Consider the following 13741-nt stretch of genomic DNA (forward strand, 5'->3'; position numbering starts at 1 on the left):
GGAAGATGGTGCAATCATGATACGCGACGTGCTTATAGCGGACGATCACCCGATCTGCTTGATGGCGCTGCGGGAGGCAACACTCTCTCTTGGTGGCGAGTTTAGGGTTACCACTGTTGAGAAGCTTTCGGATGTACAGTCTGAGCTGCGTCGCCGAGATTTCGCAGCTCTTATTCTCGATCTGGCACTAGCGGACTATCAAGGGCTATCGAATGTCTCCTTGGTGCGCTCGACCCATCCCAAGTTGCCGATTTTGGTGGTAAGTGGAAACGACGCCTCTCCGATCCCTCAACAAGTAGCAGGGCTGGGCGCTAAAGGGTTTTTGAGTAAAAGCGCTTCAATTGCTGAAATGAAGTCCGCCATTGACGTTGTTTTGCGCGGGGGAAGTTACTTTTCGGGCTTCGATCAAGTCAATGGACCAGCTAACAGCGGGTTGGAGCAGCTTTCGCCAGCTCAGACCAAAGTGACGGTTGAGCTCGCTCGAGGAAGCTCGAACAAGATAATAGCGCACGAACTTGGCCTGTCAGAAGCCACAGTAAAGTCGCATCTTTCTGCAATCTACAAAACTCTGGGCGTTACCAACCGATCCCAGGCAATTCTTGCCTTGCAGCAATCGGGCGCAAAGTTCTCTTAGCCGTTGAGTAATCGGGCCAGATCGCTGCGAACCCAGGCTGAGCTTTCCTCAGCAGCTGATCGCAGAGCATCGATCTGTTTTGCATTGGGGTTTTCGGATTGCTCCACTTGGCGGGCTAGCTTCTGTAGCTTTGTCGCAGAGCAATTGCCTGCGGCACCAGCTATGCCATGCGCCAATCGACGCACCTCATTGTGGTTGCCTGTTTCAAGATGAGCGCGGACCTGCTCACATTCCTCCAAACAGGTTTCCGCAAGGACATTGAGGACACCTTCGAGTGCGTCGCGACCGATCGCATCGGCGCTCGCTATAACTGCCTCTCGGTCGAAAAGTTCCTCCGCTGTCACATCAAGCTCCGTCGAAATCGCAGTAACTTGTGAAAACGTCTAAACTCGCTGGTTTCACTATGCAATTAGACGAAGGTATAGGCGATCATATGAGCTTGTTGCACTCCTCAATCGACGAACTTCCCGATATGACGTTCATCTTCGATAGATCCGGTCGAATTCTGGAAGTCAACAAGGCGTTCCGTGAGTGTGTTACCTCGCTTCCTGATGGCGGGGATCTTCCGTTCTCTGAGGCATTTCAACTGATCGACGACATTCGGCCTAGGGATATCGTTGAGCAGTGCGAAACTGAGAGCGTTCGGCCCGTTTCGGCGGAAGCGATCGTCTTGCTGGGCGATAACTCGCAGCAAACCGTTCTTCTCAATTGCGCACGAGCGAGCTTTGGGTCTGGCGCCGAGGCATTAGTTATCGCCACCGGCCGTTTGATGCGCGAAGCAGTCAATATCTCGGGAGAAAGTTCCGGAGAGCGCAAGTTTCGGCGGCTTGCAGAAGCCGCACCCGTAGCGATCTATCAGGCAGATCCTCAGGGCAACATCTCATATGTGAACCAACAGTGGGCGCAGAAGCTGGGTTACTCACAAGACGAATTGTTGGGAACTGGCTGGCAGCGTTTTGTGGTCGACGCTCAGGTCTACAAAGATGATCCTCCCTGGATCGGTTTTTCCCCCGAAAACAGCTCCCGAATTCGCACTAATCGTTTTCGCACGAGCGACGGAGAAGTCATCGAGTTCCAGACACTCAACCAGGCTGAGTTTTCGCCAGACGGAAAACTGCTTGGTTTTGTAGGGGTAATGTTCGATGTGACCGAACAGGCCAAGGCCTTGCGCGACTATGATCGGAGCGAGAAACGGTTTTCCGCTTTCGCCTCGCTTTCCTCGGTCGGCATCTTTAGGGCTGATGCCAAGGGCAATCTATTTTTTGCGAATGATAAGTGGTGCGAAATTGCGGGCATCGGACCGACCGAGGCCATGGGCGAGGGATGGGTGAACGCTGTCCACCGTGACGACAGGTCGAAAGTTATTGAGGCGTGGCGCTCCGTTATCGAGCTCTCGGAAGGTCAAGGCCGCTTCCGTTTCGTGCATTCCGACGGTGGTATTCGCCACGTTGAGGTGGTCGCGACTGCTGAGACTGCGGTGGGCGAACGAATACACGGCTACATCGGGATCGTCGTCGACGTCACGCGCAATGAGGAGATGTCCGAGCAACTTCGCCAGAAAGAGCATCAGCTTGCGATGCTTGCAGCAAATTCGCGCGACCCAATCTTCCGTCTCGACCTTGAGGGACGCTGTATCTACGCCTCGCCGGCTGCCGAGGAGATGCTCGGGGCCAAGACTGAGGGCATTGTCGGCGCTTCCATGATCGAGAAGTGCCACCCCGACGATCTTCCGATATTTATCGAATCTTTCTTTTCGTTGGCTTCGGGGACCAAGGAGCGATCGGAGGTTACATTTCGAGCGCAGGCCCCGCTCTCTCCGCACGACTATCATTGGATGGATGCGCAAGGGGCAGTTATCAAGGATGCCCAAGGACACCCTTCTGAGGTCATTGTCAGTCTCAGGGATGTAACCGCTCAAAAGAAGCTTGAAAGCAACCTACGCGAGGCACGCGAGGCCGCCGAGCGCTCCGCTTCGAGCAAGTCTTCCTTTCTCGCGAATATGAGCCACGAGATACGCACGCCCATGAACGGTGTCCTGGGTTACGCCGATCTTTTGGCTGTCAGCGACCTCAATGATGAGCAGCGCGAGCATGTCGAGCTGATCCGTGACTCGGGCAAATCCATGATGCACCTACTCGGCGATGTGCTCGATTTTTCAAAGATCGAGGCAGGACAGCTCTCCATCACCGAGCAGCCCGTTGATCTACCGCATATCCTAAACAGCACTGCCAAACTCGTTCGCCCCACCGCTATTCAAAAAGAGCTCGATCTGGAAGTCCAGGTTAGCGACGCGGTGCCCCGCTGGATCATGTCCGACCGGATGCGATTGAGACAGATCCTGAGCAATCTGCTCAGCAATGCGGTAAAATTCACTGATTCCGGTTTTGTGCGACTTACAGCAAAGGAGCAAGACGCCGAGCTTGTGATCACGGTCGAGGACAGTGGTTGCGGGATATCGCCGCACCGCACCGAGATCATTTTCGATAGCTTCGCTCAGGAAAGCGACATCACGCATCAAAAGTTTGGCGGCACAGGACTAGGGCTGGCGATCTCTAGATCGCTCGCCGAAATGATGAAGGGATCACTTGCTGTCGAAAGCGAAAGGGGGAAGGGATCGACTTTTACATTGCGCGTTCCGCTCAAAATTGCAGATGCACCCGCCGGTGATCCCGTGTCAGATGAAACGGATGCGCATTCATTTGATTTCGATGGCAAGGTTCTTGTCGCAGAGGATCACCCGGTAAATCAGGCGATGGTGTCGGCCATGCTTAGAAAGATCGGGGTTGAATTCGAACTGGTTAGCGATGGTGCGGCAGCAGTGAGTGCCGTTACCAAGGCTGATCGAACCGGGCGACCGTTCAAGCTCGTTCTCATGGATATTGAGATGCCGGTTATGAACGGTGTTGAGTGCGCGCAAGAACTGCGAGCAGAGGGCTTTGGAGAACAGGCGCTGCCGATCGTTGCGCTTACTGCAAACGCGTTCTCAGAAGATGTTACGGCATATCTTCAAGCGGGAATGCAGTCACACCTTGCCAAGCCATTGCGCCTTGATGAGCTGGTGCGGGAACTAGGGCGTAGACTCATTAGCGGCGATCCATAGGCGTGTGCAGAAGAGCTTGATGGCAGCGAGGAAGTTATCGCTTCGTTTGTCGTATCTGGTGGCCAAGCCTCTGGCGTTTTTGAGTTTCCCGAAGAAACGCTCGACCAGATTACGGTAGCGATACAGGAAGCTGCTGAACGCGAAGCCTTTGCGACGATTGCGCTTGACTGGGATGTTGGCGAAGCCACCCTGCGCGGTGATCTGACTGCGAATGGCATCGCTGTCATAAGCCTTATCGGCGAGAAAGGTGGTGGCGTTCGGCACGGCGGCCAGCAGCCTCTCGGCCTCACGGCAATCGCTCGCCTGGCCTTCGGACAGATGCAGTTGGATCGGCAGGCCGCGACCATCAACCAGGGCATGGATCTTGGTTGTCAAACCGCCCCGGGAACGTCCCATGCAGCGATTTGGGTCCCCCTTTTTAGGGTCGCACCGTGCTGGTGGACCCGGATGGAAGAACTGTCGATCATGACCAACTCGCCGTCGAAGGCTTGGCTCACCGCTTCGAGAAGGCGGTCCCACACACCGGCTTTGCGCCAGCGCACGAAACGGTTGTAGCAGGTGGTATGTGGGCCATAGCGCTCGGGAATATCAGCCCAAGGACTGCCCGTGCGAAAGCGCCACAATATCCCGTCGATGACCCGCCGGTCATCCACACGCGGAACCCCGCGAGGCTTGTTCGGCAACAACGGCTCGATCACCAGCCACTCATCATCGGTCAGTTCAAATCTACGACGCGTCATCCAAAGCTCCTTCCCGAAGCCTTGAATCAACCGCGCCCGCGCCGCGCAAGTCAGTTTATGAGTTTACGGCCTAAGGCATTGGGCATAGGACTGGCAACTAAGTGCTCTGCAAACCGGTCTACCGAATGCTGATTAACGCAAGGTCACGCGAGCCTTCAGACCCGCACCCGATACCCATCCGGGTTTTGTCGCGAACAGTCCTGAACCAGGTCAGCTGAGGAGCCGCAACCCGTTCCTTTGACGGCCGTGTTGTCGCGCTTCGCGCGCCTGCCCGCACCACCCGTCATGAACAGGTTCCCCTTGGAGCTTCGCTCCTGCGGTGCAGTCCTCCCATGCCCTGCTTCTTTCAGCTGTTCGCAAGCCGGAGATGGTCTCCGGTTTGAGGAACTGAAGGAATATCACCATGACCAATATTGCAATTCTCACCGGCCGCATCGCCCGCGATCCGGAAACCCGCGAGACCAAGGGCGGCACCAACGTTACCGGCATCACCGTCGTCACCGATCGCCCCGCGCGGGACAAGGACGGCAAGACCTACAAGGATGAGAACGGCTACACTGCCAAGGAAAGCGAGTTCCACCGGGTGACCTGCTTCAACGGCCTCGCCAAGACCGTCGGGCAGTACTGCACCAAGGGCCAGCTGGTTTCCGTCCAGGGCCGCATCCACTACACCCAGTGGGAGGACAAGGACGGGGTCACCCGCTACGGCACCGAGATCCTCGCCGACAAGGTCGACTTCCTCTCCCGCGGCAATGGCTCGAGCGACGAGAACGACGACAACAAGGATGCTCCCGAGATCGACTGACGCCGAGCATCACCGATCCCCATCAGAGGGGCGCTGTCCAGACCGGACAGCGCCCCTTCTTGTGTTATCCAAACTATTCGACGGGGGGCTGGCTCACGGTATTCCCATTTTGATGGGCGTCTAACCAGCGCGTCAAGGACGGTAGGGTCCTACCATTTTGCCTTCCCTTCGCAGCGCTGCGATCCGACAAAATCGTTACCCCTACCGCCGCTTCACGGTCGCCCATGCGGGCGATCCCTGACCCGCCAGCCGTAAGCCCATCCGTCCTGCTCCTGCCGTCAACGGTAGGCATCAGGAGGATACAATGGTTTTACTTGCTCAGCACAATTCGAACTCGGATCGCTACTTTACCGCACTGGTTGTGGCAGAGCGCCGGGCGCAGCACAGCTTCTTCGATCAGCACATCGTTGAGGACCGGGAGCTCGGATATGTCGCGATGGACGAGGGCGACTACAATGCACTTCCGGCGCACCTGGCAGCCCGTGTCGTTCATACGGTCCATGGGGCAAAGTCGGGCGAGTTCTGACTGTGGGATCAGGGCAGGGAACGGGAACGGTTCCTGCCCCCTTTTCCTTGTTCGCAAAGATACGATCAATGCCCGTAGAGTTCCGCAGGACAGTACTCTGTTCGGGGCAGGATTGGACGACGAAAGTTATGAGCAGTTTGGCTTTCCGAAATGGCTATTTGTTACCAAACTGACCTCCAGTGAGAACAAACTTGCATTCGCACCTCTTCCCTTCAAGCCCGGTTTGGGCTAGGAAATCCGCGTGAAACCAGTGCCTTTGCTTTCATTGAACGGTCGGGGTGGTGGTGGATCAAACCATGTATATATGGGGAACAACTTCGTGCACACCGTACGCAGCTCGCTGCCTTGGGTATATTGTTCTATATCAACTGGTTAAGCTCCAAAACCACCCGATGTAACAGACAAATCCTCTAAGACTTGGTGGGTTTTTGGCAAGTCTTAGACCAATCAAATCTCCATAGGGTGTTGATAAATAACGAAATATATCTGATTGACTTAAACTTGTTCACGATTTATTCTTATTGGGCTTTTCGAAGGGTGAACCAGGTTCTTGAACGTCAAGGAACCTGAGTATGACCAACCATATTTGCATACAAACCTATCTTTCTTATCCGCTTGCACAGTGGGTCAGATCGGAAGCGGACGACCACGGCGAATGTGTCAGCGTCTTCATTCGCGATCTTGTCATGGCGGCGTATATTGCGCAGGATGAGGGTCGTAATGACACCCTAAAAGACCTCGACAAAGCCCGCGAGATCGTATTTTCATCCGTAGCGCTTGATGCCATTTTAACCGCCCATCCGGACAGTTCGCTGCGACAAAAAACTCATGATGCTTATGCCCGGCGTTTGCAGCGATTAGGGCTTGCTCCTGCCTCTTTGAACGTAGGCCGTGATGAAGCGTAATATTGTAAACTTCACGCGTGGTAGCCAGCTTCTCGGGCACTTTGGATTCATGTTTGCTAGCGGACTTAAAGCCCCTCTAATAATTGCGGCTGTTCTCTTGGTCGGTGTTTCGTATTGGATGGTGACATCTGGTCTTTCCGACCATCAGCGCTACCTTGCCGGTATGAACCTCTATGCCTCGTTTTACGGGTTCATGGAGTTTGATCCTACCAAGCCGGTTAATCTTGATCTCGCCGGTGGTGCGAGCATTGAAATGGCTATTTCAGCAGTTCAGAACTTCCCTCCGGTCGTGCGCGCAATGGAGGCATTATGGACAGCGTTCCGCACAGCTTTGGCGATCTCCGCATTGTTGTTCCTGCCTGCCTTTATCCTGTTCTACTGGGTCGCAGAATATTTTGGGGGGCGGTCGAAAGAAAGCAAGCATGAACGCGGCGCGCAGCTAGCTACTTTGCCCGAGCTTCAAGCGGAAATCATGCGGCATAATGCGTCTGAACAAGGGCGAGAAATGAAAACAGAACTGGGCTGGCGCTGGCGTTTAGCGGGGCAAGAAAACCTTGCAGCAGCGGGATATTACCAGCCCTCTGCGCTTGCAGGCGTTCGTTATCCTTGGCGGCTGGAACAGAGCCACGCGATGCTGATCGGGACCACCGGAACCGGTAAGACCGTAGCCTTGCTGGAGATGATAGATGAGGCCCGCAGGAAGGGACAACGCGCCGTCATATTTGATCTAACCGGCGCCTTTATCGAACATTTTTATGACGCCTCGCGCGATGTTATATTAAACCCGCTTGATGCCCGCTGTCCGCAGTGGAGCGTGTTCAACGATTGCAGCACTATTGCCGAATTTCACAGCGCTGCTGAAGCGATAGTGCCGCAAGATGGTGGGGGTGATGATCAGTTCTGGATTATCGGTGCGCGCTCGCTGTTTGTACAATCCTGCATGCAACTGATGAAAGCCGGAACGCCCACCAACGAGGCGCTGGCCGAGAAGCTCATTACTGCTGACCTGACAGATGTGCACAAGCTTTTGAAAGGCACAGTAGCGGAGCAACTCACCGCGCCCAAAGCGGCCCGCATGGCAACTTCGATCCGGGCTGTGTTTAATGCAAACGCCGAGGCCCTAATGCTGCTGCCCAAACATGGCCCGCAGTTTTCAATCCGCGACTGGATAAAAGATGAATCCGCGCGCGGCGGGATCATATTTATATCCGCGCGCTATGTGGACATGAGTATCTGTTCCAAGCTGCTGACCTTGTGGATGGACACCGCGATGAACACCCTCATGTCAATGAGCCGGACATCCGATTTGCGCGTGTGGTTCATGATCGACGAGCTGGGCGCATTGCACCGTTTGCCCGCGCTGGAAAAAGGTTTGCAGACGGCCCGCAATTTTGGCGGTGCTATCGTGACCGGCATTCATGCATTTGCTAAACTCAAGGAGGTGTACGGCGAGAATATGGCGATGACATTGTCCTCGCTTGCGCGCACCAAATTGATCCTCGCAACCGCTGACCGGGAAACGGCAACTTGGTGTTCTGACTTTATCGGTCACCGGCAAATTCGCGACATGGAAGAAGGCTATAGTTACGGTTATAACAATGCCCGTGATGCGGTCAGTCTAACCCCCAGAAGGCAGGTCGAGCCATTGCTGCTACCCGATCAGTTTATGAACTTGCCGCGCCTCAACGGCTATATCAAATTCCCCGATGGCTTTCCCGCTGCGCCGGTTAAACTTGTCCCGCAATCCTGGCCCAGCGTGGCAGAAGGATTTATTGCGCGGGCATTTGATGATCCAGATGAAACGGGTCAATCCAGTGTACCCAGTAAAGAACCTCCGCCGCCTGCGAAGCCTGACAGGGCAGATAAAAATAGCCACGGCGGGGAGGTAGAACCAGCAGCGGACGCTGATGACAATGAAGAAGGCGTCAAACAATCTGCGGCCGATCAGAAGGAGTTTGTCTTTCGGGAACCAGAAGAAATCACAGACGACCAGTTGCCTGATGAGCCTCGAGATAAAATACTCAAGGATGGCACAGCGGATCCCGCTACCGATGGTCCAGATAAATCTCACGGCAAGGAAGAGCAGGCGCCAACTCCGTCTCCCAAAGATGACAAACTGCAGCACCCTGATCTGCCTGATCCAAGCGATCCAGCAAACAAGACCCGGTCGCTTAGTGGTTCGCCGCGTGATGCTGGCCGCGACCTGCGTGAAGGCGCGGTGCGCGATGAGCCGGACCGCGATATCGGCGAATATGACATGTGAAACCTGCGCGGTGGAGGGCGCGCCCTAATGATAGGAATGGACTATGCTCTCCGCTTCCAATGTTCGCTCTGCGGGCGGCGCTGCAACTTATTTTGCGGCGGATAATTATTATACCAAAGCCGATGCCGACCGGTCCGGTCAGTGGATTGGAGAAGGAGCGGAGCGTCTCGGTTTAAAGGGCCAAGTGGACGCGCCGGCCTTTGAAGCTCTGCTGCGCGGTGAATTGCCAAATGGTGAGCGTGTTGGCAGCGACAAACAATATCACCGCGCCGGAACCGATCTTACTTTTTCGCTGCCCAAAAGCTGGTCGCTGATAGCTCTCGTTGGCGGCGATAAGCGGATTATCGATGCGTACCGGACAGCAGTCACCGAAACGCTGCAATGGGCCGAGAAGAATGTCGCCGAAACGCGGGTTTTTTCAAGTGGTAAAATTAAGGCCATTGGAACGGGCAATCTGGCGATTGGACTGTTTCAGCATGACACCAATCGCAATCAGGAACCCAATGTTCATTTTCATGCGGTTGTCGCCAATGTCACCCAAGGCCCGGACGCAAAATGGCGGGCGCTTCATAATGACAAACTATGGTCGAACAACACGCTTCTGAACAGCATGACCATGGCGCGCTTTCGTCTTGAAGTTGAAAAACTGGGATATCAGCCCGCCCATCAAGGCAAACACGGTAACTTTGAAGCAGTAGGCATATCGCGCGAAGCGGTTATGGCCTTCTCTTCGCGCCGACAGGAGGTGCTTGATGCTCGCAGGGGGCCAGGACTGGAAGCTGGCAAGATTGCCGCTCTAGCAACCCGCGCGCCCAAAGAAACTATCAAGGACAGGGATGCTTTGTCCGCGACTTGGCAGGAAGCAGCAAAGGCGATGGAGCTCGATCTTGGCGGATTGATCGACAAAGCCAATATCCACGCAGCAGGTCTGGAGATTGATCAAAACCCCAATCTATCACTGGCACAAAAAGGGATGATCTTCCTGCGCGCATTTGCCGAAAAAATTCAGGGGTTTGGGCCAAAGCCCTCCGCTGATCCTTTGGTGCCAGCGCATATCCTGAACAAACCCCGCGAAGAGATAGCCGCAGCGCAGGCAACCGCTTCGGCTATTCGCCATCTGAGCCAGCGCGAAGCAGCATTTGGGGTATCTGATGCTTATAAGACTGCTTTAGATTTTGGTCTCCCCACATCCATTGCCCATGTCGAACGCCGCGTGAGGGCACTTGTCAGGGAAGGTGAGCTCGTTCGGGGCAAGGGAAGCGACCGTGATTTTGTCACCACGCGCGATGCTTTGCAGATCGAGCAGCGCATAATTGGACAGGTAGAAGCGGGCAGGGGCAAGGCGGAGCCGCTTTTGTCATCAGAATTGGCTGGCGAGCAGTTGCAGGCGGTCGCGGGTCTCAATTTTGGGATGACACTTAACAAAGGCCAAGAATCCGCAGGCCAGATGATATTATCATCGTCCAACCGGATTATCGCGGTGCAGGGCATTGCCGGTGCAGGCAAGAGCAGCCTTCTTAAACCCGTTTCACAGCTTCTTGGCGAGAATGGAAAAACGGTTCTGGGTCTCGCCGTCCAGAATACGCTCGTCCAGATGCTCGAACGCGATACCGGGATTGCGTCGATGACCTTGGCGCGCTTCATTGGAAGTCACAAAAACCTGCTCCAGGAGAGAACTGATAAAAAGGCTCTCACGGAAGCCAAAGCTGCCATGAAAAACCATGTGCTGGTTCTCGACGAGGCCTCGATGGTCTCCAATGTCGAAAAAGAAAAGCTGGTCCGGCTCGCCAATCTGCTCGAGGTCGACCGTCTGGTGATGATCGGGGACAAGAAGCAGCTGGGTGCTGTCGATGCCGGCAAGCCCTTCGCGCTTGTGCAAGCCTCGGGCATTGATACCGCAAAAATGATCACCAATTTGCGCGCGCGTGATAAAATATTACGCCGCGCGCAATATTCAGCCCAGGCCGGAAATATCGGCGAGGCCATGTCCTATTTGAAGGACCATATTATCGAAACCAAAGAGGGCAGCGCCCTAATTGCTGCCGAACGCTGGCTTGCTCTTTCTCCGCTGGAACGTCAATCGACCGCCATATATGCTTCGGGACGGGCGCTGCGCACAGATGTCAATGAAGCGGTCCAGACCGGGCTTAAGCAGAACAATGAACTGGGAAAACGCGGGCTGAATCTTGAAACATTCTCCCGCGTTAACAGCACCCGCGAGGAACTGCGTTATATTCACAGCTATGCGCCGGGCATGATGATTGAACTGAAAGCACCGGATAGAAGTCAGCGTCTTGGCAAGGGGCAATATGATGTGATTTCGGTCGATGAGCGCGCAAAGCAGCTTGTGTTAAAAGATCGCAAGGGCAGGGAGCGGAGCTTCCAGGTTGGCAAACTTCGTGCCAATGCCGCTGAGGATCAGATCGCTTTATACGAAAAGAAACAGCTCGATATTTATGCAGGTGATAAAATTCGCTGGACGGACAGCGATCATAAACGCGGGCTGTTCAATGCGGATCAGGCAAATATTACGGCAATAGATAATGATCATGTTCACTTGCGAACATCTTCGGGAATCGAGCATCGTCTGCCCCATAAAGATCCTATGCTAAAACGCATTGATCTGGCTTATGCGCTCAATGCCCATATGGCCCAAGGGCTTACTTCTGATCGCGGGATTGCGGTCATGGATAGCCGTGAACGCAATCTTTCCAACAAACAGACATTTCTGGTGACGATTACCAGATTGCGGGATGGTTTAACGCTCATCGTTGACAACCGCGAGAAACTGGAAGCGGCAGTGGAGAAAAATGACGGCGCAAAAACATCGGCGCTCGAAGTGACCCGGCGTCTTGGTAACGCCGCGGCGGCGGGTCTTGCAAAAGGAAATGAAACTGCGCTCAAAGAACCGCAACAGGATCAACGAGAACTTGAGAAAGAGCATAGCAAGCCATTGGACATGGGAATCTAGATTAGTTGAGAGTTACATTCTTTTTAAAGCGCGCGACCAAACCAGAGTACACGGCCTGCGATATGCACCGTGCTGCGATCAACATTCTCCCAGGTCGGATAGGTCGGATTATCGCTGGCAATGGTAATGAACGGACTATCAGGACGCATCGCAATGCGCTTGACCACCAGCGTGTCATCGACCCGCATCACATAGATCCCATCGCGGAGCCGCGAGCCATGGTCAGAAGCATCCACGAGAACGTCATCACCGTCCGACAGCGTTGGTTCCATGGAATCGCCCATGACGCGGACGACCGAAAGGCTGACGCCTCTAGCCGGCGTCAGTTTGCGCAGCCAGCGCTCATCGAATGAGAAACGCGTTTTCCTATCCTCGCTTGTCGCCAGCGCGCCATGTCCTGCCGAAACATTGACATCAAGCACAGGGACTTCGACCATGCCGTCACTGCCGGTTGGCGGCGGACCGCCCAAGAGTTGTTCGTCAATGCCGTAAAAGCTCGCCAGCCTAAGCCTGTCCTCGGGATCGAGCTTGCGCGGCGTGCCGCGTTTTATGAACTGCTGGATATAGGCGGCATTACGGCCAAGCATTTTTGAGAGACCGGAATAGTCATCCCCGTTTTCGCGGACCAACCGATCCAGAGTTTCTCGTACATCATCCATGTTTCGTGCCTTTCGACCCCTCAATAGGATTTATCCTAGACAATATGCAATCTTCCTAATAGGAACATAACAAGAACACAAGTAATTTATGATTCGAGGAGGCCTCAATTGAAACTGTTGGATCGTATCGAAATACACCTGAAAGAGACGCATATGTCGCCGACCCGGTTTGGCAGGCGCGCTGTCGGTGATCCGAGATTTGTATTGGATTTGAGGGAAGGGCGTAGGCCGCGGGCTAGGACGTTGGCGAAAGTGGAGCAATATTTGTTCCAAGAGTCACATCAAGAATCAAACTGATTTTCAAAGTGGACGAAAATGTACAGTTTTACATGTGTGCGAAAGCCGAGCGTGTCCGAATCTACAATAAGTTGCCGAGACTTTGAGACCAATCCGTAAGCGTGTTTATGATCGCTTGAAGTTTGCTATGGAGCGCTACCGGATCTTCCCATAATTCTTTACCCATCCCGGCCAGAACGCCGCCGCCAATAAACTTACCCGCTGTTTTAGCCCAGCCTTTCAACTTTTCAGCTATCACAGAAAGACGACTTTCGGCTTTTTTCACTACTTCCAGATCCGCCTCGACGGCCGGATTGGGACGCTTCAGCTCAACCTTTATCTCATCAATACTGGCCTGAGCCTCGGCAAGATCATGCTCATCCAGATCAATGCGCATTTCCTCCGGTGGCTGGTTATGCCCTATCATCGATCCGCTTTTACGGAGTTGATTTATAGCTTTTTCTAGCTCCTCCAATTGCTGAGGCAATGCGTTCAAGCGATCGGCTAGGGGAACGGGATCATCGGCCTCCCATTCGTCGTCATCCGGTAAATGTTGCAAACCGTAGTCGAGATTCTCGATCAAGATATGCTCGCCCACATCCGTTTCTTGCATATTTTCTGCGCCGATAGGATATTCCCAGATGTTCCAACTGATCAAGCCAAGTTGCGGGTGCTCAAGCAAAGCTTGATAGTGAGTTTCAGGCCCCATATTCCGCTCATCTGAACCAACTGCATCCCAATCGAGTTCGTCGGCAGATATGTCATAAATGCGACCGGTTTTCGCATGTTTGACGCGGGCAATTCCTTTACTAAATACGTCAATCATAAAGTCATTTCCGATTGGGTTTGAGTTGAGTTTTCA

Annotated in this window: 11 protein-coding genes; 7 read left to right on the forward strand and 4 right to left on the reverse strand. The window is 54.1% G+C overall.

Annotation, left to right across the window (positions count from 1 at the left end):
* The first annotated feature begins 16 nt into the window (after positions 1 to 16).
* Complete coding sequence (locus tag ACO6S1_RS09260) at positions 17 to 634, forward strand: response regulator transcription factor (protein ID WP_390588786.1); 618 nt, start codon at positions 17 to 19, stop codon at positions 632 to 634.
* On the opposite strand, the gene ACO6S1_RS09265 is transcribed toward ACO6S1_RS09260, so the two are convergent.
* Positions 631 to 978, reverse strand: a complete 348-nt coding sequence (locus tag ACO6S1_RS09265; protein ID WP_390588783.1) for an Hpt domain-containing protein — start codon at positions 976 to 978, stop codon at positions 631 to 633. The genes ACO6S1_RS09260 and ACO6S1_RS09265 overlap by 4 nt on opposite strands.
* A gap of 89 nt (positions 979 to 1067) precedes the next feature.
* Here ACO6S1_RS09265 and ACO6S1_RS09270 point away from each other — a divergent pair, with 89 nt between their 5' ends.
* On the forward strand, positions 1068 to 3734 hold the full coding sequence (locus ACO6S1_RS09270; protein ID WP_422346010.1) for a PAS domain S-box protein: 2667 nt from the start codon (positions 1068 to 1070) through the stop codon (positions 3732 to 3734).
* On the opposite strand, the gene ACO6S1_RS09275 is transcribed toward ACO6S1_RS09270, so the two are convergent.
* Positions 3702 to 4474, reverse strand: a protein-coding gene (locus tag ACO6S1_RS09275; RefSeq protein ID WP_156170621.1) for an IS5 family transposase whose coding sequence is annotated in 2 segments (ribosomal slippage) — positions 3702 to 4156 and positions 4156 to 4474 — 774 coding nt in all. Because the reading frame shifts where the segments join, the coding sequence is not laid out codon by codon here. The two genes, ACO6S1_RS09270 and ACO6S1_RS09275, sit on opposite strands and share 33 nt — an antisense overlap.
* A 403-nt stretch (positions 4475 to 4877) precedes the next feature.
* Between ACO6S1_RS09275 and ACO6S1_RS09280 the strand changes: the two genes are divergently transcribed.
* The 5 genes from ACO6S1_RS09280 to mobF all read left to right on the forward strand — a co-directional run bounded on the left by ACO6S1_RS09280 (position 4878) and on the right by mobF (position 11944).
* Positions 4878 to 5279, forward strand: coding sequence for a single-stranded DNA-binding protein (locus tag ACO6S1_RS09280; RefSeq protein ID WP_390584805.1), 402 nt, complete (start codon positions 4878 to 4880; stop codon positions 5277 to 5279).
* A 304-nt stretch (positions 5280 to 5583) separates the two neighbouring features.
* Positions 5584 to 5805, forward strand: a complete 222-nt coding sequence (locus tag ACO6S1_RS09285) for a hypothetical protein (protein WP_390584802.1) — start codon at positions 5584 to 5586, stop codon at positions 5803 to 5805.
* Positions 5806 to 6377: 572 nt separating this feature from the next.
* Positions 6378 to 6710 carry a hypothetical protein gene (locus tag ACO6S1_RS09290; protein ID WP_422346011.1) on the forward strand — a complete coding sequence of 111 codons (333 nt, stop codon included), beginning with the start codon at positions 6378 to 6380 and terminating at the stop codon, positions 6708 to 6710.
* Positions 6700 to 8973 (forward strand): type IV secretion system DNA-binding domain-containing protein, encoded by a 2274-nt coding sequence (locus ACO6S1_RS09295; RefSeq protein WP_422346012.1) that lies wholly within the window; start codon positions 6700 to 6702, stop codon positions 8971 to 8973. The genes ACO6S1_RS09290 and ACO6S1_RS09295 overlap by 11 nt, the downstream gene beginning before the upstream one ends.
* A gap of 43 nt (positions 8974 to 9016) precedes the next feature.
* Positions 9017 to 11944, forward strand: coding sequence for a MobF family relaxase (gene mobF, locus ACO6S1_RS09300; protein WP_422346013.1), 2928 nt, complete (start codon positions 9017 to 9019; stop codon positions 11942 to 11944).
* A 23-nt stretch (positions 11945 to 11967) separates the two neighbouring features.
* On the opposite strand, the gene ACO6S1_RS09305 is transcribed toward mobF, so the two are convergent.
* Both ACO6S1_RS09305 and ACO6S1_RS09310 read right to left on the reverse strand, forming a co-directional pair.
* A complete protein-coding gene (locus tag ACO6S1_RS09305; protein WP_422346014.1) occupies positions 11968 to 12603 on the reverse strand; it encodes a S24 family peptidase in 636 nt (211 codons plus the stop codon).
* A gap of 358 nt (positions 12604 to 12961) precedes the next feature.
* On the reverse strand, positions 12962 to 13705 hold the full coding sequence (locus ACO6S1_RS09310) for a hypothetical protein (protein WP_422346015.1): 744 nt from the start codon (positions 13703 to 13705) through the stop codon (positions 12962 to 12964).
* Positions 13706 to 13741: the final 36 nt, after the last annotated feature.

Origin of the sequence: Parasphingorhabdus sp. (assembly GCF_965233695.1) — a bacterium.
In the GTDB taxonomy this organism is placed as follows: domain Bacteria; phylum Pseudomonadota; class Alphaproteobacteria; order Sphingomonadales; family Sphingomonadaceae; genus Parasphingorhabdus.

Excerpts from the sequence above, each read along its gene's own strand:
- ACO6S1_RS09260 (WP_390588786.1), top strand. The coding sequence starts at position 17 with ATGATACGCGACGTGCTTATAGCGGACGATCACCCGATCTGCTTGATG.
- ACO6S1_RS09270 (WP_422346010.1), top strand. The coding sequence starts at position 1,068 with ATGAGCTTGTTGCACTCCTCAATCGACGAACTTCCCGATATGACGTTC.
- ACO6S1_RS09280 (WP_390584805.1), top strand. The coding sequence starts at position 4,878 with ATGACCAATATTGCAATTCTCACCGGCCGCATCGCCCGCGATCCGGAA.
- ACO6S1_RS09285 (WP_390584802.1), top strand. The coding sequence starts at position 5,584 with ATGGTTTTACTTGCTCAGCACAATTCGAACTCGGATCGCTACTTTACC.
- ACO6S1_RS09290 (WP_422346011.1), top strand. The coding sequence starts at position 6,378 with ATGACCAACCATATTTGCATACAAACCTATCTTTCTTATCCGCTTGCA.
- ACO6S1_RS09295 (WP_422346012.1), top strand. The coding sequence starts at position 6,700 with ATGAAGCGTAATATTGTAAACTTCACGCGTGGTAGCCAGCTTCTCGGG.
- mobF (WP_422346013.1), top strand. The coding sequence starts at position 9,017 with ATGCTCTCCGCTTCCAATGTTCGCTCTGCGGGCGGCGCTGCAACTTAT.
- ACO6S1_RS09305 (WP_422346014.1), bottom strand. The coding sequence starts at position 12,603 with ATGGATGATGTACGAGAAACTCTGGATCGGTTGGTCCGCGAAAACGGG.
- ACO6S1_RS09310 (WP_422346015.1), bottom strand. The coding sequence starts at position 13,705 with ATGATTGACGTATTTAGTAAAGGAATTGCCCGCGTCAAACATGCGAAA.